The sequence below is a fragment of the Chryseobacterium camelliae genome (assembly GCF_002770595.1).
GTDB classification, from domain to species: Bacteria; Bacteroidota; Bacteroidia; order Flavobacteriales; family Weeksellaceae; genus Chryseobacterium; species Chryseobacterium camelliae.
The window spans coordinates 2,509,602-2,530,344 of the sequence record NZ_CP022986.1 but is presented as its reverse complement, the minus strand read 5'-3'; the positions used below and the strand labels follow the sequence as shown (position 1 = coordinate 2,530,344).

At 43.2% G+C, this 20,743-nt stretch carries 25 protein-coding genes; 15 read left to right on the top strand and 10 right to left on the bottom strand.

What is annotated here, in order from left to right; all coding sequences use genetic code 11:
• Positions 1-85 precede the first annotated feature (85 nt).
• The 6 genes from CGB83_RS11605 (at position 86) to CGB83_RS11580 (ending at position 6,142) form a co-directional block, all read left to right on the top strand.
• The gene (locus CGB83_RS11605) at positions 86-841 is read left to right on the top strand and encodes an HU domain-containing protein (RefSeq protein ID WP_100075921.1); all 756 of its coding nucleotides are present in this window, start codon (positions 86-88) and stop codon (positions 839-841) included.
• Complete coding sequence (locus tag CGB83_RS11600; protein ID WP_100075920.1) at positions 829-1,371, top strand: acyl-CoA thioesterase; 543 nt, start codon at positions 829-831, stop codon at positions 1,369-1,371. Before CGB83_RS11605 ends, CGB83_RS11600 begins: the two co-directional genes overlap by 13 nt.
• 151 nt (positions 1,372-1,522) lie before the next feature.
• Positions 1,523-2,452, top strand: coding sequence for a 2-hydroxyacid dehydrogenase (locus tag CGB83_RS11595; protein ID WP_100075919.1), 930 nt, complete (start codon positions 1,523-1,525; stop codon positions 2,450-2,452).
• A gap of 168 nt (positions 2,453-2,620) precedes the next feature.
• A complete protein-coding gene (locus CGB83_RS11590) occupies positions 2,621-3,883 on the top strand; it encodes a serine hydrolase domain-containing protein (RefSeq protein ID WP_100075918.1) in 1,263 nt (420 codons plus the stop codon).
• A gap of 25 nt (positions 3,884-3,908) precedes the next feature.
• Positions 3,909-5,684 carry an Ig-like domain-containing domain gene (locus CGB83_RS11585; protein WP_100075917.1) on the top strand — a complete coding sequence of 592 codons (1,776 nt, stop codon included), beginning with the start codon at positions 3,909-3,911 and terminating at the stop codon, positions 5,682-5,684.
• Positions 5,684-6,142: a heme-binding domain-containing protein gene (locus tag CGB83_RS11580; protein WP_100075916.1), complete on the top strand. Its 459-nt coding sequence runs from the start codon at positions 5,684-5,686 to the stop codon at positions 6,140-6,142. The genes CGB83_RS11585 and CGB83_RS11580 overlap by 1 nt, the downstream gene beginning before the upstream one ends.
• 53 nt (positions 6,143-6,195) lie before the next feature.
• Here the strand turns inward: CGB83_RS11580 and CGB83_RS11575 are convergent, their stop codons facing one another.
• The 5 genes from CGB83_RS11575 to CGB83_RS11555 form a co-directional block, all read right to left on the bottom strand.
• Complete coding sequence (locus CGB83_RS11575; protein ID WP_100075915.1) at positions 6,196-6,711, bottom strand: NUDIX domain-containing protein; 516 nt, start codon at positions 6,709-6,711, stop codon at positions 6,196-6,198.
• A complete protein-coding gene (xerD, locus tag CGB83_RS11570) occupies positions 6,708-7,622 on the bottom strand; it encodes a site-specific tyrosine recombinase XerD (RefSeq protein WP_100075914.1) in 915 nt (304 codons plus the stop codon). Before xerD ends, CGB83_RS11575 begins: the two co-directional genes overlap by 4 nt.
• Positions 7,623-7,628: 6 nt before the next feature.
• A complete protein-coding gene (locus tag CGB83_RS11565; RefSeq protein WP_100075913.1) occupies positions 7,629-8,051 on the bottom strand; it encodes a deoxycytidylate deaminase in 423 nt (140 codons plus the stop codon).
• A gap of 46 nt (positions 8,052-8,097) precedes the next feature.
• Entirely contained in the window at positions 8,098-8,865 is a 768-nt protein-coding gene (locus CGB83_RS11560) for an enoyl-CoA hydratase/isomerase family protein (protein WP_100075912.1), read from the bottom strand.
• A 98-nt stretch (positions 8,866-8,963) separates the two neighbouring features.
• The gene (locus CGB83_RS11555; protein WP_100077576.1) at positions 8,964-10,451 is read right to left on the bottom strand and encodes a catalase; all 1,488 of its coding nucleotides are present in this window, start codon (positions 10,449-10,451) and stop codon (positions 8,964-8,966) included.
• 133 nt (positions 10,452-10,584) lie between these two features.
• Between CGB83_RS11555 and CGB83_RS11550 the strand changes: the two genes are divergently transcribed.
• The 9 genes from CGB83_RS11550 to CGB83_RS11515 all read left to right on the top strand — a co-directional run bounded on the left by CGB83_RS11550 (position 10,585) and on the right by CGB83_RS11515 (position 17,902).
• On the top strand, positions 10,585-11,535 hold the full coding sequence (locus CGB83_RS11550; RefSeq protein ID WP_100075911.1) for a LysR substrate-binding domain-containing protein: 951 nt from the start codon (positions 10,585-10,587) through the stop codon (positions 11,533-11,535).
• 226 nt (positions 11,536-11,761) lie between these two features.
• Positions 11,762-13,042 carry a methionine adenosyltransferase gene (gene metK, locus CGB83_RS11545; RefSeq protein ID WP_100075910.1) on the top strand — a complete coding sequence of 427 codons (1,281 nt, stop codon included), beginning with the start codon at positions 11,762-11,764 and terminating at the stop codon, positions 13,040-13,042.
• A gap of 82 nt (positions 13,043-13,124) precedes the next feature.
• A complete protein-coding gene (locus tag CGB83_RS11540; protein ID WP_100075909.1) occupies positions 13,125-13,616 on the top strand; it encodes a hypothetical protein in 492 nt (163 codons plus the stop codon).
• Positions 13,617-13,811: 195 nt separating this feature from the next.
• Positions 13,812-14,402 (top strand): RNA polymerase sigma factor, encoded by a 591-nt coding sequence (locus tag CGB83_RS11535; RefSeq protein WP_100075908.1) that lies wholly within the window; start codon positions 13,812-13,814, stop codon positions 14,400-14,402.
• 42 nt (positions 14,403-14,444) lie between these two features.
• Complete coding sequence (locus tag CGB83_RS20595; RefSeq protein ID WP_257790656.1) at positions 14,445-14,579, top strand: hypothetical protein; 135 nt, start codon at positions 14,445-14,447, stop codon at positions 14,577-14,579.
• Positions 14,580-14,599: 20 nt separating this feature from the next.
• Complete coding sequence (locus CGB83_RS11530) at positions 14,600-15,295, top strand: YjjG family noncanonical pyrimidine nucleotidase (RefSeq protein WP_100075907.1); 696 nt, start codon at positions 14,600-14,602, stop codon at positions 15,293-15,295.
• 110 nt (positions 15,296-15,405) lie between these two features.
• Positions 15,406-15,855 (top strand): PepSY-like domain-containing protein, encoded by a 450-nt coding sequence (locus tag CGB83_RS11525; RefSeq protein WP_100075906.1) that lies wholly within the window; start codon positions 15,406-15,408, stop codon positions 15,853-15,855.
• A gap of 98 nt (positions 15,856-15,953) precedes the next feature.
• Entirely contained in the window at positions 15,954-16,628 is a 675-nt protein-coding gene (locus CGB83_RS11520) for a response regulator transcription factor (RefSeq protein ID WP_100075905.1), read from the top strand.
• Complete coding sequence (locus CGB83_RS11515; RefSeq protein ID WP_100075904.1) at positions 16,625-17,902, top strand: sensor histidine kinase; 1,278 nt, start codon at positions 16,625-16,627, stop codon at positions 17,900-17,902. The genes CGB83_RS11520 and CGB83_RS11515 overlap by 4 nt, the downstream gene beginning before the upstream one ends.
• A 36-nt stretch (positions 17,903-17,938) precedes the next feature.
• Here the strand turns inward: CGB83_RS11515 and trpS are convergent, their stop codons facing one another.
• The 5 genes from trpS to CGB83_RS11490 all read right to left on the bottom strand — a co-directional run bounded on the left by trpS (position 17,939) and on the right by CGB83_RS11490 (position 20,742).
• Entirely contained in the window at positions 17,939-18,907 is a 969-nt protein-coding gene (gene trpS, locus CGB83_RS11510) for a tryptophan--tRNA ligase (RefSeq protein WP_100075903.1), read from the bottom strand.
• An 89-nt stretch (positions 18,908-18,996) separates the two neighbouring features.
• The gene (locus tag CGB83_RS11505; RefSeq protein WP_100077575.1) at positions 18,997-19,641 is read right to left on the bottom strand and encodes a SanA/YdcF family protein; all 645 of its coding nucleotides are present in this window, start codon (positions 19,639-19,641) and stop codon (positions 18,997-18,999) included.
• Between the two features lie 12 nt (positions 19,642-19,653).
• Positions 19,654-20,292, bottom strand: coding sequence for a lipoprotein signal peptidase (locus CGB83_RS11500; RefSeq protein ID WP_100075902.1), 639 nt, complete (start codon positions 20,290-20,292; stop codon positions 19,654-19,656).
• Entirely contained in the window at positions 20,292-20,483 is a 192-nt protein-coding gene (locus tag CGB83_RS11495) for a DUF2683 family protein (RefSeq protein WP_100075901.1), read from the bottom strand. Before CGB83_RS11495 ends, CGB83_RS11500 begins: the two co-directional genes overlap by 1 nt.
• A 13-nt stretch (positions 20,484-20,496) precedes the next feature.
• A complete protein-coding gene (locus CGB83_RS11490) occupies positions 20,497-20,742 on the bottom strand; it encodes a DUF6576 domain-containing protein (protein ID WP_100075900.1) in 246 nt (81 codons plus the stop codon).
• Position 20,743 lies beyond the last annotated feature (1 nt).

Here is a 20,743-nt window from a genome sequence, read left to right as displayed (position 1 = left end):
ACACCATAAAGGCTGCTATTGCAGTCTTTTTTCATGGCAATAAATCATCCGAAAAGTCATGAAAAAGTTATAAATTTGCTGCCAAATGAATATATCTGCTTACATTTTAGAATATCTGAAACAATTTGGTTCTGTTACAGTTCCGGGTTTTGGCGTTTTTTCACTCGGAAAATCAAAAGCCATCATCAACTCGGAAAACGGGAGCATCCTTCCGCCGGCAAGCCAGATTGCATTCGTCTTTAATGATGAGGTGAAGTCTGATGACCTTTCAGCTTTTATAAGCGCTCAGGAACAGCGGTCTCCCCAGGCTGCGGCTACCGATCTGAAAATACAGACGGATTTCTGGAAAAAAAAGCTTCAGGCGGAACATCAATTGGAAATCCAGCACCTTGGAACGGCTTTCCTGGACAATGGGACGGTAAGCTTCAAAGGAAACCGACTGGCGGCAGACCATCCGGATTTTTACGGACTGGAAGAAATTATCCTCTCGGACATCCACACTGCGCCAGAGAAAAAAGCACTGCCGGCAAACCCTGAAAAAGATTACAGGCTTAAGAAATCCATCCTTTGGATCTTTTTGCTGATTATTCCTGTTCTGGGGCTTATCTATCTGGCCTATGCCCAGAGCGATCTTCTGTTCGGCAAGAAATCATTCAATGAGGTTTCTGTACAGACCAAAACCCACAGGATTGTGGAAGATACCATAAAAATACAGGTGCATGCACCGCAGGTCGCAGATTCGCTGAAAAAAGATTCGCTGAAAAAGGATTCAGCAATACTGCCTGCTGCAAAAAATCTTAATACCAAGACAAAAACCACTAAGGCTACATGGCAAAAATAAAAAAAGCGTCAGATTCCCTGACGATTATGACCAATATCGTTCTTCCGAACGAAACCAACTCTTTAAGAAACCTGTTCGGCGGCGAGCTCCTGGCTAAAATGGACCGTTGCGCATCTATTTCTGCAGCCAGGCACTGTGAAAGAAGGGTAGTAACGGCTTCCGTAAACCACGTTTCCTTTAACCACCCGATTCCTGAAGGCGGGGTTGTCGTGCTGGAATCCAAAGTATCCCGGGCATTTTCCACTTCCATGGAAGTATATGTGGATGTATGGCTGGATGACCCGATCAACCAGAAAAAAGTGCACACAAATGAAGGAATTTATACTTTTGTGGCCGTAGACGAATTCAACCGTCCGATCCCGATCCCGGAAATGATCCCGGAAACCGAAGAAGAAAAGCTGAGGTATGCCGCTGCTTTCCGCAGGAAAGAACTTTCCCTCATCCTTTCCGGAAGAATGAAGCCGCTGGAATCAGTAGAGCTGAAGAAGCTGTTTCAGGAGTCTCAGGAATCTGCCGGAGATAAAAAATAAATTCAGGCATAACATGCTCTCATCATGAAGAGATAAAGGTATGTAAGTGGGATTTAACTACAGATGCCGTTGTTTCTTCATGGTGAAAGACACAATAAATTCTTTCATCCTGATAAGAATTCCTTTCTCCTTATCACCCAAAATTCCATGCATGAAAATTCTTTTGTTAGATAAAAACCATCCGCTGATTACTGTTCAGCTTTCAGAAAAAAACTTTTTACTGGAAGAGGATTTCACGTCTTCTTACGAAGAAGTTGGCCGGAAAATAGATCAGTATGACGGGATCATCATCCGGAGCAGGATTCCTCTTGACAAAAGCTTATTGGAAAAAGCACACAACCTTAAATTCATTGCCAGGGTAGGAGCCGGGATGGAAAATATCGATGTTGAAGCAGCAGCGGAACTTGGGATTCAGTTAATTAATTCCCCTGAAGGCAACCGGGATTCTGTGGCGGAACACGTTGTAGGAATGCTGCTGATCCTCATGAACCGCCTGTTCATTGCCTCCCAGGAAGTGAAAAGGGGCATCTGGCTCCGTGAGGAAAATAGGGGTGACGAGCTCCTGGGTAAAACGGTGGGGCTCATCGGCTATGGCCATATGGGAAAAGCTACCGCGAAAAGGCTTTCCGGATTCGGATGCAGCGTGATTTTCCATGACATCCTTCCCGGGCTTTCCGATGAGTTTGCCACACAAGTCAGCATGGAAGAACTTCAGGCGTCTGCGGATATCCTCAGTCTGCACATTCCTCTGACGGACCAGACCCGGTACCTGGTAAATGAAGCGTTTATTGCAGGGATGCATAAAGACTTTTATTTCGTCAATACCGCACGAGGGAAAAATGTAGATACTCAAAGCCTTGTCAGGGCATTACAGTCAGGAAAAGTGAAAGGAGCCTGCCTCGATGTGCTGGAATATGAAAAGTCATCTTTTGAGAACCTGGAGGAAAATAATCAGGACCTTACGTATCTGCTGGGATCCGATAAGGTGATTGTTACCCCTCATATCGCAGGCTGGACTCATCAGAGCAAGGAAAAACTGGCACAGGTAATTGTTGATAAAATATTGTCTTCGTTCAGCTAAATAGAGGTACAGCTTTACGGAATTCTTTGAAGAACGGCTGTTGCAGGCCTGTGCTGATTTCATACGCCTGTTTTTATCAACAGACTTATGTTAAATAATTCATAATATCCTGCTCAGATTTAAATTTATTTTGAGTTTTCATTAAATTGCCGCTCATTTTTTAGCCGTATGAAGAGTTTTAATTTTGTGTTTGTTCTCGCTGTTTCTTTGTTTCTTTCCTCCTGTAAAAAGAATGCAGAATCTAAAGAAACCGTCACCCAGAGCACAACCAATCTCCCGAATTACGGTACCGTAGATTTACAGAAGATATTTACCCCTGCCGATGACCGGTTGCCCAATAAACCTGCCATTGTCCGGTATGTTGACCAGTACTATAAAAAAGTCTGGGAACGCGGAAACCTGAGCGGAGGCCTTCTGGTGGCAAAAGGCGATGATATCCTGTACGAAAATTACCGGGGATTCGGAAGGGAAGGGCAACAGATGCCGATCGGGAGAGATACCCCGATGCATGTGGCATCCGTCTCCAAAACCATGACGGCTATGGCCATGATGAAACTGATAGAAGCAGGTAAGATCAGCCTTTCTGATCACCTTACCCGGTTTTTCCCTGGTTTTCCCTATCCTGATGTTACGGTAAAAAGCCTGCTGAGCCAGCGAAGCGGACTGCCGAAATACGAATATTTCATCACGAAGATTCAGCCCGCCCCGCAGGAGCTTTCAAAAACCTTCATTACCAACCAGGACATCCTGAATATGATCATTAAGTACAAGCCTGAACTGGCACGCGAAACTGAAACCGGTTTTATGTACTGCAACACCAACTTTGCCTTACTGGCCCTATTGATTGAAAAGATTACCAAAACACCTTTTCCGCAGGCGATGAAAGAAATGGTTTTCACGCCGCTGAAAATGAACCATACCTATATTTTTCAGGAAAAAGACATTCCGGTAGCAGCACAGTCTTTTTATTACGGTGGGAACAGGTTGTATCCGCTGGACCGGCTGGACCTGATCTACGGCGACAAAAATGCGTATACCACACCAAGGGACCTGCTGAATTTTTCAAAAGCAATGTTCTCCAAGAATTTCCTGAAGCCTGAACTGATGGAAATGGTTTTCACACCGTACAGCAATGAAAAAGCGGGTATGAATAATTACGGCCTGGGTTTCAGGATGAAAATCTATGATAATGGTGAAAAGCTTACCTACCATAACGGATGGTGGCACGGGACCAATTCCGTGTTTGCCCACCTGCTGAAATCCAAGGTGACCATTGTGGCTATCGGCAACTGTTATTCCAACAAAGTCTATTCGGCGCTGGCGTTATCCGGGCTGTTTGAGAACTTCCCACCGCAGCAGGAGAAGCTTCACAGTGTGATGGATGACAACAGGGATACTTTAAACGGGCAACGGGAGTTTTCTGGAGAATAATGTTTATTTTTGCCCAAACCTATTCATGAAAAGATTTTTTTTATTATTCCTCATCACGGTACTCGTACATTCCTGCGCAAGGGTGGGATCTCCCGTGGGAGGAAAAAAAGATACGCTCGCGCCTAAGTTCCTGGGATCGAATATTGATACGACCAGGATTAATGTATCACGCGATATCAAAGAACTACGCCTGGATTTCGATGAGTATGTAACCCTGAAAGATGTCAGTAAAAACCTGATCATCTCTCCTCCGATCAAAAATATCAAGCGCATCCTGCCTTCCAATATTGCTAATAAATTTGTCCTGATCCAGTGGACCGATACTTTACAGGCGAATACCACCTACAATTTTAATTTCGGGAATTCCATTGTAGACAATAATGAATCCAATGTACTTCCTTATTTTAATTTTGCATTCTCCACCGGCGATAAGCTGGATGACCTGTACATTAGCGGGGAAGTTAAAGATGCACTGGCTGCGAAAAAGCAGGCCAATGCCACTGAGAATAAACTGGTTGTAGGCCTGTACAAAGTTCAGGACACCATGAATTATAAACAGAAGCCTTATTACATTACCAAAGTAGATAACGACGGATATTACGAACTGAATTACCTGTCACCGGGGAAATACAGGGTGATTGCATTCGATGACGAAAACGGGAATTCAGTCTATGATCCCGGAAAAGAAAAGGTAGGTTTCGTGAAAGAACCTGTTACGGTTGAAAAATCCATTTCCGGACTTAACCTGAAAGTATACCCATCCAAAAAGCCTTTGAAATACGGTGAAATGAAGGAAGTGCCGGGAGGAATCCTGATGACCTTTGAAGGAGCCCCGGAAAATGTGAAAGTACTTTCCCTCAACGACAAGCTGCAGGACATCAAAGTGACGCACCGTCCAAAATCCGATTCGGTCAGGATCTGGTTTGATGCTGTAAAAAACAATGTCGGGCAGACGACTAATGAAAACCTGAAATTCAGTTACGATGCGGATAAAAAGCAGGACACTGTTTCCGTATTTTATCGGTATAATGCCAAGAGTGCCATGACGCTGGACAGTGATAACGGTGGCGCCCTGATCCCTCCGAAGGCTGATTTTAAAATGGCATCTAATTACATTATAGATAAGATTGAACCTGAAAAATGGACGCTGAGGGTAGCCGGTGACAGTCTTAGCCAGCAGCAGTTCACTGCGGTTATTTCGCAGACCAATCCATATCAGATCATGGTAAAGTCGGATTTTGTGATCGGTAAAAAATACCAGCTTACCGTACCTAAAGAAACGGTTTCTTCATTTTATGCCAGGAATCCTCAGTCTAAACGTTTCGATTTTGAAATCGATAAAGCGGATAATTACGGAAGCCTGACGCTCACATTGCAGAATGCCCCGGCTTCCAGCTACTGGATCCAGCTGCTAGACGCTTCAGATAAGGTGGTTTACCAGAAGTACACCAAAGGAGACCAGGTCCGGTTTGATATTCTCAAGCCGTCAGAATATATTGTCCGGATCCTTGCCGATAACAACGGAAACGGATACTGGGATGAAGCCGATTTCCAGAACCAGGTCTTTGCAGAGGATGCTTATACCTATTATAAAACCGTGGTGATCAGGCCGCTTTGGGATAGTAATGAAACCTGGGATCTGAATGATACCAGAAGCCTGGAAAACCCGAAAGGAACTTCTGCTACCGGGTCAGAGACTGCCGCACCGGGAAGCCCAAATCCTGCCACAACCCCTCCAATACCGGTACAAAGCAATAAGGAAATGAAAACAACAACGGAACTTCTGAAACCCGTACGATAATGAAAACGGCAAAAAAAGTACTGTTCTGGTCCCTCATCGTATTCGTGGTCATCCAGTTCATACCGGTTAACCGGATCAATCCGCCGGTGAAAAAGGCTGAGAATTTTGTTGAGGTAAAAAAGACACCGGACAAGATCAGAGTCCTGCTCAAAAATGCCTGTTACGACTGCCATTCTAATGAAACCGTATATCCTAAGTATGCCTTTATAGCACCCGTCTCATGGTCTGTAAAAAGCCATATTGATGAAGGAAGGGAACACCTGAACTTTTCAGTATGGGAAACGTATAATAAGGACCTGAAAAAAAACATGCTCAGCCATTCCATACAGACCCTGCAAAACAGGACGATGCCGATGCCCGGCTACATAGTGTACCATCCGGAAGCCAATCTTTCAGAGGCGGAAAGGACATTGCTGGAGCAGTATTTTGAAAATATGCTTGCAACAGAATCGTATTAGGCAACTGACGTATAGATGCAGGTTTTACAAGATTAAAATCTGCGCACAGTAAATTAGTTATTTTGCAGATACCTGCTAAAGAATTTCTTCTGGGAATCAAAAGCGAGATCTTCCGGCCTGAGCTGATGCACCGGAATCCATATGCCTTCTGAAATTTCCGACAGTTCAATATTTTCCTCAAACTTTTCCTGGATCTCATATTCATAAAAAAGATCGATGGTATTGTAATCAATGCCTTTATAATGGTATATATTGGGCAGGCTGGTGACATACCTTAGCCTGGAGGGATCAATGTCAATATTCAGTTCTTCAGAAAGTTCCCTTTTACAGGTTTCCTCGGCACTTTCATTGGGGTCTACAAATCCTCCGGCAAGATCCAGCAAGCCTTTTGCAGGCTCCCGGTTCCTTCTGGTAAGATAAGCCTCATCTCCGTACCGGATGACTACCGCCACAGCTCCTGCGACATTATGATAAAGCGTAAAGCTGCACTCTGTGCAGCTCCACTTTTTTTCACCTTCCCATTTCAGGGTTGCATGTCCGCATTCGGGACAGTAGAATAGTTCCTTCATTCCAGCACATTGGTGTTTCTGGGATGATAAGTAAGGATAACATCCCGTAATTCTTCTGTTTTAAGGCGTGTATAAATTTCTGTCGTCGTAATGCTGGAATGCCCCAGCATTTCCTGTATATACCGTAGGTCTGCGCCGTTCTGCAACAGGTGGGTAGCAAAAGAATGCCGGAACGTATGCGGTGAAATTTTCTTGCTCACACCCGCTTTATCCGTCAGTTCCTTAATGATGAGAAAAACGATGACCCTGGACATGGAGGTGCCCCTGCTGTTCAGAAACAGCGTGTCCTCGTGTTTTTTATTCACCTTATTCTTGCCGCGGACTTCAAGGATGTACGTTTTCAGGAGTTCTCCTGTGTAATCCGCTAAAGGCACAAAACGGGTTTTGTTCCCCTTTCCGTTGATTTTGATGTAATTTTCCTTGAAATTGATATTGGATATCTTAAGGTCGATAAGTTCTGAAACGCGCAGTCCGCACCCGTACAGCACCTCAACGATGCAATGGTTTCTCCTGCCCAGATCCGTATTCATCTCAATGGCGCTGATGATTTTATTGATATCCGGAAGCGTCAGCGTGTCCGGGAGGTATAAGCCCAGCTTAGGGCCTTCCAGAAGGGCGGCCGGATTATCTTCGCGGAATTCGTCCTCATGCAGGAATTTGAAGAAAGCTTTGATGGAAGAAATCCATCTGGCCTGCGACCTTTCGCTGAATTTCTGTTTGGAAAGCTTGAATATATATTCCTGAAGGTGTTCATAGGTAATGGTGGCCGGAGGTATATTCTCCAGGTCTTCCTCTGCGTACTCTTTTAGTTTTCTGATGTCGCGTATGTAAGCGTCGAGAGTGTTTTCTGAGAAATTCCTCTCAAAACGAAGAAAAATTTCAAAATCCTTAATTTTTTCATCCCAAGTCATTGTGTGTTATTTTTTTAGTTCAAAATCCGATATTTGTTCTATTTCAATTCCATGGCTTTTTAAAAATGATATTCCGTCATCATCGGAATATTCATTGATATAAACCAATCTGGTAATACCAGCCTGCAGGATCAGCTTACTGCATTCTTTGCACGGCGAGAGGGTAAGGTATAAAGTGGCGCCTTTGGCAGACTGGGTTGAGGCAGCCAGTTTCAGTATGGCATTGGCTTCTGCATGCAGGACATACCATTGTGTTTTTCCCTCTGCATCTTCACAGCAGTTTTCAAATCCCGAAGGGGTTCCGTTATACCCGTCTGAAATAATCATACGGTCTTTTACAATCAGTGCACCTACCTGTTTTCTTTTACAGTAGGACAGTTTTGCCCATTCCTGGGCCATTTTCAGATAAGCTTTATCAAACTTATTCATACAGCGGCATCATTTTTCCGAAATACATTAATCTTATGGTCGTCGTTTAGAAATTGGGCTTTCTCTTTTCCATGAAAGCGGAAACCCCTTCTTTCTTATCGTCAAGTTCAAAAAGTTCCCCGAAATATTTGATTTCGGTTTCAAACCCCTGGGCTGTATCTGAGAGATTGACGGCATGTATTGCTCTGGCAATCGCCATAGGGGAATTGCGTGCAATAGTCTGGGCCAGCTCTTTGGTTTTAGCGAGTAATTCTTCGATAGGGAATACTTCATTGACCAGCCCTATTTCTTTGGCTTTCTGGGCAGGGATCATTTTTGCAGAAAAGATCATTTCATTAGCCATGCCTTTCCCTACCAGTTTAGGGAGCCTCTGCGTACCGCCGTATCCCGGGATCAGTCCCAGGGTAACTTCCGGAAGGCCCAGCCTGGCGTTTTCTGAGGCATAACGGATATGGCAGGCCATAGCCAGCTCAAGGCCGCCACCCAGGGCAAAGCCATTAACAGCAGCTATTACAGGGCGTTTCATGTTCTCAATGGTATTGAAAAGGATATGCTGTCCGTTTCTTGCCAGCTCTTCCGCTTTTTCCTGTCCGAAATCACTGAACTCTTTAATATCAGCACCGGCAACAAAGGACTTTTCCCCGCTCCCGGTAATGATTACGGCTCTGCAGGCTGCATTTTGGTCGAGGTCTTTCAGTGCAGAACTTAGCTCCTGAATGGTTTTGGCATTCAGTGCATTAAGGCTTTCAGGCCTGTTGATGGTAATTACCGATACCGGTCCTTCATTCTCAAGTAGAATATTCTCGTAGTTCATCTTGGTTATAATTACGGTTGCAAATTAGAGATTTTTTACATAAAAAAAGGAAAAAATATAGGCTTTTTTCCTTTTTGATTGAATTATTTGATGCATACTTATTTCATATGATTCATCATATTGGCATCAATATTAACATTGAGCTTTGATGCCACTTTCATGCCGAGTTCAATATTAGCCCTGAAAAAGTGGCATAACTGACGGCTGATAATGTCATTACGTTTAGGTCCGGATATGCCTTTCATGCTCTCTACAATATTATGTACAAGATGTTCACGGTCTTCCGAATTCATCGCTTTGGTATACAATAGCCCGGGCTGGGTGTAGTGGTCGTCATCATTTTCATTCCTGTTATAGGAAGCAACGTACGTACTGTCCAGCTCATACTCAAAGCTTTTGTAAGCAGGATCCGGCTGGATATCATCAAAGCTGTTCGGATGATAGTTCGGCTTGTCACCATATTCTGAAGAATCTGCCATGAAGCCGTCACGCTGGTAATTATGTACTGCAAAAGGGCATCGGTTCACTTCCAGCTGGTGGGCATTGACGCCTACGCGGTAACGGTGCGCATCCGGATAGGAGAACAGCCTTCCCTGGAGCATCTTATCCGGTGAAAAGCTGATGCCGTTGATCAGATTGCTTGGGGAGAATATAGACTGCTCAACGTGAGCAAAATAATTGGCCGGTATTTCATTCAGCTCCATTTCACCGACTTCAATTAACGGGAAGTCGTCCTGGAACCAAACTTTGGTGATATCAAAAGGATTCCATCTGAATTCCCTGGCCTGTTCTTCGGTCATTACCTGAATGTACATGGTCCACTTCGGGAACTCACCGTTTTCAATCGCATTGCACAGGTCTTCCTGAGCGAAATCCGGATTTTCACCGGCCATTTTTATCGCTTCTTCGTTGGTGAAGTTTTTAATGCCCTGTTTGGTTTTGAAATGGAATTTTACCCATGTCCGCTCATTGGCAGCATTGATCATAGAGAACGTATGGGATCCGAAACCGTGCATATGCCGGAATCCGTACGGCGTACCGCGGTCGGACATCAGGATCAATACCTGGTGCAGCGACTCCGGGCTCAGGCTCCAGAAATCCCACATCATGGTCGCACTTTTCAGGTTGGTTTTAGGAACCCTTTTCTGGGTGTGGATAAAATCCGGGAACTTCTTGGCATCTTTGATGAAAAATACAGGGGTATTATTTCCTACCAGGTCCCAGTTTCCGTCTTCCGTATAAAATTTAAGCGCAAAACCTCTCGGATCCCTTGCCGTATCCGCGCTTCCTTTTTCACCTCCTACGGTAGAAAAACGGGCAAACATCCTGCATGAATTACCTACCTGGGAAAATAATTTCGCTTTCGTATATTTTGAAATATCGTGGGTTACAGTAAAGGTACCGTAAGCGCCGCTTCCTTTGGCATGGACGATTCTCTCAGGAATTCTCTCTCTTACGAAATGCGCAAGGTTTTCCTGAAGAATGAAATCCTGAAGCAATACCGGACCTCTGGGACCGGCGGTCTGAGAGTCCTGGTGCTCGAAATAAGGAGCCCCATTGCTTAATGTTAACTTTTTAGAATCCATATACTTATGATTTGTATGATTGTTATCCCCCGTACACTGCAAAATGCACAGCATACAATTTATCAAATTTAGCTGAATTTTTAATTTCTTATGACAAAAACATCATATCTTTGTCATAGATAATATTAATCAGATGAACATTCAGCAATTGGAATATCTTATCGCAGTAGATAAGTATAAACATTTTGGTAAAGCTGCTCAGGCCTGTTTTATTACCCAGCCTACATTGAGTGCCATGATACAGAAGTTTGAGGATGAACTGGATGTGAAGGTTTTCGACAGGACTACGCATCCCATCCGTACAACGGATGTAGGTGTTCAGATCATCGATCAGGCCAAGGTAATTATAGAGGCTGTCAATGAACTGAAAAATAAAGCCAACCTGCTGAACAATATTCTGGGAGGAACCATCAATATCGGGATCATTCCCACCGTTTCTTCTTTTATCCTGCCAACGGAAATTTTCAAATTCCTCAAGGATAACCCGAAGATCCAGATGAACGTTAAGGAGATGACTACCGATAATATTATCCGGGCCCTGAAATCAGGAGAGCTGGACGCCGGTATTATTTCCACGCCATATGATACGGCTGATGAATTCTATCAGGATTTCCTGTTCAATGAGGAACTGATGATCTACAGTTCGGATACCGAAGCCAATAAGAAAAATGCCTACATTATTCCGGAGGAACTGAATGTGGAAAAAGTGTGGCTGCTGGAAGAAGGGAACTGTCTGAGAAACCAGTTTGAAAATATCTGCCATCTTAAGGAAAATACGCTGAAGCCTAAAAACCTGGATTTCCTGGCTTCCAATATCCAGACCCTGGTACATATGGTGGATAAGGTAGGAGGAATCAGTATCCTGCCGGAGCTTGCCCTGAGCCAGCTTTCGGAAGAGCAGGGAAAAAATGTGTTCCGTTTCAAGAAGCCTTTTCCATACAGAGAAATCAGCATCATCTATTATAAGCCTACATTCAAGCAGAAGATTATCGATGAGCTGTCCCATTCCATCAGGACTTCGCTGGAGAAAAAACTGAACTATACTGCAAATCCGAAAGATTACGTAAGCATCAAGCCGCAGTAGGCTTTTCAGACCAGAACGATCACTGATCAACACTGACAAAAATATAATAAACGCGCAAAAATTTGAGTATTAAAAAAATAGTACTTAAATTTGCGCACGTTTACGAGGAAATTTGACCTGATTGCAACCTCTATAAAAAAAAGCTAAAACAGTATTCTCTTTTCAGCTTTCCGGGCCATGTATTCAGTTTTTTCCTCCCTACTTAATCTTAAAAACATAGAATAATATGTCTTATTTATTTACATCTGAATCCGTTTCAGAAGGACATCCGGATAAAATTGCCGATCAGATCTCCGATGCATTAATCGACCATTTTTTAGCTTACGATAAAAACTCAAAAGTAGCCTGTGAAACACTGGTAACTACCGGACAGGTCGTATTGGCAGGAGAGGTGAAGTCTGAGGCGTATCTTGATGTTCAGAGTATTGCGAGAGAGGTGATCAACGGTATCGGATATACTAAAGGCGAATACATGTTCAACGGGGATTCCTGCGGGGTGATCTCAGCGATCCATGAGCAGTCGCCGGATATCAACCAGGGAGTTGACAGAGCGGTAAATGATGAGTCTTTTGAAGCCAAAGCCAACGCTCAGGGTGCCGGTGACCAGGGAATGATGTTCGGATATGCCACCAACGAGACGTCCAACTATATGCCTCTTGCGCTTGACCTTGCCCATACGATCCTGAAAGAGCTTTCTGCCATCAGAAGAGAAGGAAAGGAAATCGCTTATTTACGCCCGGATGCCAAAAGCCAGGTGACCATAGAATACTCTGATGATCACAGGCCCATCAGGATCGATTCTATTGTGGTATCCACACAGCATGATGATTTCGGAGCTGAAGAGGAGATGCTGAATACAATCCGTGAAGACATCAAAAATATCCTGATCCCGAGAGTGGTGGCACAACAGTCTGAAGAGATCAAAGCCCTGTTCAACGATCAGATCAAATACCATATCAATCCTACCGGTAAATTTGTTATCGGAGGTCCTCACGGGGATACCGGCCTTACCGGAAGGAAAATCATCGTGGATACTTACGGAGGAAAAGGCGCCCACGGAGGTGGAGCATTTTCAGGAAAAGACCCTTCAAAAGTAGACCGTAGTGCTGCTTACGCTACAAGGCATATTGCCAAGAACCTGGTAGCTGCCGGGGTAGCTGATGAAGTCCTGGTGCAGGTTTCTTATGCCATTGGTGTTGCTGAGCCTTGCGGACTGTATATCAATACGTATGGAACTTCAAAGGTAGACCTTCATGACGGTGAAATTGCCGGAAAGGTGTCAGAGATTTTTGATCTTCGTCCGTATGCGATTGAGCAGAACCTGAAACTGAGAAATCCTATTTATCAGGAAACAGCTTCTTACGGCCATATGGGTAAGGAATATTACAAAGGTGACAAGACCTTCAATAAAGGCCATAAAAATGAGATTACCCTGAAAGACCTGGAGTTCTTTACGTGGGAAAAACTGGACAAAGTAGAGGAAATTAAAGCTGCTTTCGGCATTTAATCCTCCTTTACACATAAATTAGGCTGCTTTATCTGTCATAGATAAGGCAGTTTTTTTTATTTTTACATTAAATAATAGTAAGATGATGAATTTCAGGACGGCGCTGGCCGTACTCTCGATATTTTTTTTCAGCATTGCTGCCCAAGCGCAGTATACGGTGCATAAGATGATCCAGGTGGGTTATGCTTACCAGAACCAGAGTTTCGGGGAAGTAGGCGGAAGGCTGCTTTTCCTGAAAAATGATGATGTGATTTACAGGTTGGGAGGTTCTGCCCTGATGGGATCCACCCGTGGTGAATTTGCCATCATGCCTAAGCTTCAGGCGGATGTGCTCCTGAATTTCGAAAGGAATGTGGATTTCTACCACTCCTACTATTTCCTGGCCGGTGCCGAAGGGACCAATAAATACATCGCCCCTAAGATCGGGGTGAGCCTTTTCGGGATCCTGGATTTTACCGGGGGCTATGCTTTTCCCATCGGAGATGCCCTTCTGAACGGAAAACAGATGAAAGGACTGAATATTAATTTCACACTAAATATCCCTACCACATTTATTCATGATATGTTTAAATAGGATTTTTTAAATTTTTCTCGCAAATATTTTAGAAAAGGTTAACAGTTATTAAATTTTTATTATATTTACAACAATAAAAATGATACTGCCTATTGATTCTACTTTACTCTGAAAAACTGTTTTGTAATTACAGCTGATGCCGGATGATATATCTGGAATAAAGCTTGTCTGCAAATATATTTATTGAGAAGAGTTATGAAATCAAAATCGGATAGCCTATTAATATCCCTTTACCAGAACGGTGATGAAGAAGCATTATCTACGCTGATCCATCGCCATCAGAAAGAACTGTTTACATTCATTTTTTACAAAATTAATGATGAAGACCTGGCAAATGATATCTTTCAGGATACGTTCATGAAAATTATCCTTATGCTTAAAGAAGGCCGGTATAACGAAGAAGGTAAATTTATCCTCTGGGCCAAAAGAATCGCCTACAACCTTATCATAGACCATTTCAGATCCAAAGCCAAAAATGTAAAAGTATCCGAAACAACGTTTGAAACGGATGAATACTCCATTTTTGACATGATCAGGGAGCCTTCTGAAAATATTGAAGACCAGCTGGTTACCAACCAAATACAGGAGGACCTCCTGAAAATGCTTCAGTTTCTTCCGCAGAACCAGCAGGAAGTGATCAAGCTGAGGTTTTTTGACGGGCTGAGCTTTAAGGAAATCGCCGAACATACGGATATGAGCATCAATACGACCCTCGGAAGAGTGCGTTATGCGCTGATCAACCTGAGAAAAATCATGGATGAGAAGAATATTGTATTAACCAGATAATAAATCCCCGACTTCGACGTTTTTAAGGAAAACCTCTCGCTTATGAGAAAAGATGACTCCTTAAAAGTGAAAACTTTGAAACCAAAGAAACAAACTATTGAATTTCTGCTCAGCTACTCCAAAAGCCTGGAAGTAGTAAAAGTCAGGGAAAAGAATTATCCGATTTCCAAAAATTAAATTGACTAATTTTGTGCTGTATGAATATTCAGCACATTTTTTTTGATCTCGACAATACACTCTGGGATCACCGCAAAAACGCTTACCTCACCATCAAAGACCTTTTTGAAAAAGAAGAGATCGGCCTGAACTACCAGATTGACTTCGAAGAATTCCATGCCGTATACCACCGCGTCAATGAAAAACTCTGGGAAGATATCCGGGACGGGATCATTGATAAGGAATATCTGAGGAAACACCGCTTCTACGATACTTTTAGCCATTTCAATATACAGGACGAACAGCTTTCTATGTATTTTGAGGAGCATTTTCTGGACAGGATACTGAATTACAATGAACTGGTGGAAGGCGCTGCCCCTATTTTAGAATACCTGAAAGGCAAAGGCTATACCTTACACATCATATCCAACGGATTTAAAGAAGTTACCGAACGGAAATGCTTGCTCTCAGGAATTGCACCTTATTTCCAGACCATCACAAGCGCCGATACCGTTGGCGTGAGAAAGCCAAGACCTGAAATTTTTGAGTATTCACTGAATCTTGCCCAGGCAGCACCTGAGGAGAGCATCCTGATCGGGGATGACTGGATTGCAGACATTGTAGGTGCCAGGAACTACGGTATGGATGCGATTTTCTTTGATGTTTTCAATGAAAACCCGCAGGAGGAAGGACTGAAGGTAATCGGACATCTTTTGCAGATCAGGGAATTTTTATAATGCGGTTCATTGGCAAAGCATTATTTTTTATCAATTTTTCCTATTCCTAAATCTTTCCCAAATTGATCCTGAAATTTGCTTCATAATAATAATTTAAAAAATATAAAATTATGGAAAAGAAGCAAAGTATTACCGTAATGTTAGGACTGATCCTGACTTTAATGACCGGCTGCGTGTACGGACAAGACAGAGTGATTAACCAGAACCAGCTGCCTAAGACAGCCAAGAATTTCCTGTTTGCCAACTTTAGGGGCGTTCCCATCGCTTCAGCTATTGAAGACCGGGAAATCTACGGCGTTGACGAATATAAGGTAAGGTTAGGAAACGGGATGAAGATTGAATTCGACAGCAAAGGAAACTGGAAGGAAGTGGACGGTGAACACCAGAACGTTCCCAATGGTTTCGTTCCTGCTTCCATCAGGAACTATGTGGCCAAAAACTTCCCCAATACTTATATAACAAAGATCAAGAAGGAACGCTGGAAATATAAGACCGATTTATCCAACGGCCTGGATGTAGAGTTTGACCGCAATGGGAATTTCAGTAAAATTGATGACTGATAAGGTTTTACATCATTACCCATAGTATCGTATATAAATAACCTTCAGAAACGAAGGTTATTTATATATTTGAGAATAAATACCACACCGGACACAGAATGAAAATATTGATTATTGAAGACGAACCTGAATTAAGGGCTGTCATACAGCATTTCCTTGAACGCGAATTATTCCTGGTAGAATATGCAGAAGACTACCGGTCGGGGATGGATAAAATCATTTCCTATGAGTATGACTGCATTCTGCTGGACATCATGCTGCCGGACGGAAGCGGAATGGACCTGCTGAAGGAGCTTAAAAAGCTGGAGAAGAAAGATCCCGTAATTATATTATCAGCTAAGGATTCGGTTGATGATAAAGTGAACGGTCTTGAAATAGGAGCAGACGATTACCTTGCCAAGCCGTTCCATCTGGCAGAACTTCTGGCCAGAATAAAATCGGTCATCAGAAGGAAGAACCAGGATGGTGAGAGCAGGCTTCAATACAGTAATATCTCTATATATCCCGACAGCAGGAAAGTCATGATAGGCGATAAGGAACTTGCCCTGAACAGGAAAGAATATGATGTGCTGTATTATTTTATGAGCAATCCTGAAAAAATTCTGCAGAAGACCATGCTGGCAGAGGCCATCTGGGGAGATTATATTGACCAGGCAGAAAGCTTTGATTTTATTTACTCCCAGATAAAGAACCTCCGCAAAAAGCTGAAGGACAACGGAGCCAGGGCAGATTTTCAGGCCGTATACGGTATCGGTTATAAATTAATGTCATGAAGCTGTCTTTAAAATACTATACCCTGAAGTACATCGTGGTCGCCCTGCTGCTGATTATTGCGGTCTGGGCCGCGCTGTTTTATGCCTTTATCCTGGATGAGGTATACGATAATGTGGACGATGGCCTGAAGAACAGGAAAATCCAGCTGATTAAAGCGGTCTATAAAGATAAAGAGCTGCTCAATAATATGGATTTTGAATTTAACGAATTTAAAATCGTTCCTGTTTCAGAGGAGGAATGCAACAACAGGAATAAGTTCTACAACAGGACATATTATATGGAGTATGACGATGATGATGAACCCTACCGCGTGTTGGAAACCTGCTTTACCGATCAGTTCGGTGGACACCGGAAGCTGGTGATCAGGACTTCAACGGTAGAGGAGGATGATCTGATTTATGATTTGAGTGTAGCTCTTGTGGTGCTCTATTTTTTCCTGGTGCTGAGCATCCTTTTTGTGAACGGTTTTCTCCTGAACAAAGCCTGGAAACCATTCTACGCCATTCTGGAAAAATTGAGGAACTATCAGTTCGGAGAAAAAACAGATGACCGGAAGCAGGCATATTCCATCAGGGAATTTGAGCAGCTCGATGAGGAAATCGATGAGATGATCTGCAGGAACGAGCAGGTATTTGACCAGCAGAAGAAATTTATAGAAAACGCTTCCCATGAGTTGCAGACACCATTGGCCATCATGATCAATAAAATCGATCTTTCGGTACAGGACGGGAAGATTGATGAACATCATATGCATCTCCTGATGGACATCAAAGCAAACCTTACGAGGATGGCAGGCCTCAATAAATCACTGCTGATGCTGTCCAAGATTGATAACAACCAGTTCAGTACGACAGAGAAAGTAGACTTTAACGGCCTCATTAAAGAGATGATCACAGATTACCGGGATTTTACCGATCATAAGCGAATCGGTATTGAAACAGTTGAATGCGGGAATTTCAGTGCATCATTCAATTCCGATCTTGCCCACATCCTGATTTCCAATCTGCTTAAGAATGCCATTAAATATAATATTCCCGATGGGATCATTAAAGTGATTATTGAAAATGAAAGGATCATGATCATGAATACCGGGCAAAAATATCCTCTGGACGAGGATCAGATTTTCAGCAGGTTCTATAAGCAGGGCTCAGACCATACTTCAACAGGACTGGGATTATCGATCGTCCATTCCATCATCAGGCAGTATCCCGGGCTCAGCATTGCGTACTGCTTTGAGAATGAAATGCACCAGCTGATTATTTCAAAAAAATAAGCCTTTCGGAAAGAAAGGCTTATCAATATTGTACGTTTAAACGCCTAAGCTTGCCCTCACGCGCTTCATCGTTTCTACAGCAATGACCCTTGTTTTTGAGGCTCCTTCCTGAAGCTTGCTTTCAAGCTGGTCCAGGTTGTTCATATAATAAGAGAAAAGTTCCCTTTCTTTTTCAAACCGGGTCAGGATCAGGTCAAGAAGTTCCTTTTTAGCATGGCCATACCCGAAGTTTCCGGCAAGGTATTTTGCCCTGAGTTCTTCCGTCTGTTCCGGAGTGGCAATCAGCTGGTAGATCGCAAAGATTTTATCGGTTTCAGGATCTTTAGGCTCTTCCAGAGCCTTGGAATCGGTTTCAATGCTCATCACCTGTTTTTTCAGTTCCTTTTCCGGAAGGAAAATATTGATGATATTCCCTCTGGATTTCGACATTTTATTGCCATCAGTCCCAGGAACGTATTTGGTGTCTTCCTGAAGTTCAGACTGTGGAAGGATAAATGTCTCACCCATCTGGTTATTGAACCTGGACGCTACGTCTCTTGCATACTCAAGGTGCTGGAGCTGGTCTTTTCCTACAGGAACAATTTCCGCGTCATACAGTAAAATGTCCGCGGCCATCAGGAGCGGGTAGGTAAACAACCCTGCATTGACATCCTGTAAACGGTCTGCCTTATCTTTGAATGAATGGGCTAAAGTCAATCTCTGATAGGGAAAAAAACACGATAACTGCCAAGAAAGTTCACAGGTTTCAGGGATATCACTCTGCCTGTAGAAAAATGTTTTTTCCGTATCCAGCCCACAAGCAAGCCAAGCCGCTGCAATCTCGTAGGTATTCTGTTTCAGTTCTTTCGCATCCTTGATCTGTGTAAGAGAATGAAGATTTGCGATGAATAAAAATGATTCGTTTCCTTCCTGCTTGGATAGCTCTATGGCAGGAATAATCGCACCTAAAAGATTCCCAAGGTGCGGGGTTCCGGTGGCTTGAATGCCGGTAAGAATTCTTGACATTGTTTTATGATTAAAATTAATGAACTGCAAATGTAATTATTTCTCCCGCGCATTTCAAAGATGCACAGGATTATTTGGCGGCACTGCACTCAGGGAATGATGATTTTTTCGCCCCCGAACTTCGGTTCCACCCCAAAAAGCAGGTCCCAGTATACTTTGGCTTTGGCCAGGTATTCCCTCATATGCGTTTTAAAGCCTGCGCTTTTGCTCACGTCATTGGCATTATATCCAAAAGCTTCAATACCGTTTTTCCTCCCGATAAAAACTGCCCGCTCATTATGGAACTTCTGCGAAATGATGATGATTTTTTTCTGCCCGAAAATATCCCTGGCCCGTACAACGGAATCCAGGGTCCTAAATCCTGCAAAATCCGCATAAATACGGTCTTCGGGAATGCCGTATTTCATCAGGGTGAGCTGCATGTCTTCAGGCTCGTTATAGTCTTTCCTGCTGTTATCGCCGCTGACGATGATGTATTTGATTTTGCCGCTTTTGTATAAGTCAATGGCCGCCTGGATCCGGTTATAAAAATAAGCATTCGGGAGCCCATTATCCAGGTTTTTGCTGGTCCCCAGCAGCAGGGCTGTCTTGATTTCGGGAAGATCGGAGATGGTATACGAAATATATGGATCGCTGTTTTCCTTAATACTGTAGTTTGCCCAGCCGATAAAAACAATTCCTGCAACAAAGAGCAGCAGGAAAAGGATAAGAATATTTTTAATGAATTTTTTCATCATTCTTTCATTTTAAAATTCAAGTCCGTTCGGGAATGCTTTTTTCCTGAAGGCCAGCAGCAGGACGGCGCCTACCGTAATGGCCGAATCGGCAACATTAAAAATGTATTTGAAGAACTCAATATGCTTTCCGCCGATCAGAGGCCAGCTTTCCGGAACGTTCCAGTCTACCAGAGGGAAGTGCAGCATATCTACCACGCAGCCCCTCATAAATGTGGAGTATCCGTGGCCTACAGGGACAAGTTTGGAAATTCCGCCATATCCGATCCATCGGTCAATGCTGGCATCGTAAACCGTTCCGCTGTCAAAGATAAGACCATAAAACATCCCGTCAATAAGGTTTCCGATGGCTCCGGCAAAAATCATGGCCATAGGAATCAGCAGGTAATTGGATTCCCCTTTCTGGATCCATTTTTTAAACAGGTAAATCATTCCCCCGATCAGGAAGATGCGTACCATCACCAGGAAATACTTGCCGATAACCCCGCCGAAATGAAGCCCGTAAGCCATGCCTGGATTTTCTACAAAGGTCAGCTTAAACCCGGGGAAAACCGGAATGCTGTCATCCAGGTTAAAATGCGTTTTTACGTAAATTTTTGAAGCCTGATCAATCAGTAGGATAAGGAAAGTGACCCATACAATCTTTTTCATTACAGTCCTTTAGGTTTTGATGGTTTTCCTATTTTCTCATTTTTCTGGTCAACGATTTTTTTAATCGTTTTCTGGTTGTGGTGTGTATTCTTGGTGTGGAATTTCTCGAATTTGATATTCATGTCTTTCAACACGCTTTTCAGCGCATTCAGTTCCATGGCATTTTTGGTGTGGACAATTATGGATTCCATTATACTATGAGTTTTACTTTTTAGACAGTTCATCAAGGCGTTTCCTGTCTTTGGCAGACAGGTCGTTGATGCCGTTCCTGCCCATTTTACTTAACAGCCGGTCTATTTCTTTTTCCCGCTCCCGCTTTTCCGAATTGAACTGATCGTCAATCGTATAGTTTTTCCGGCGGTCCGGGAAAAATCTGTCCTTTATCCAGGTGCGGTTAAAGAACGCCAACACGGCAGCAATAATAAGAATTAAAATTAACAATTCCGTCATG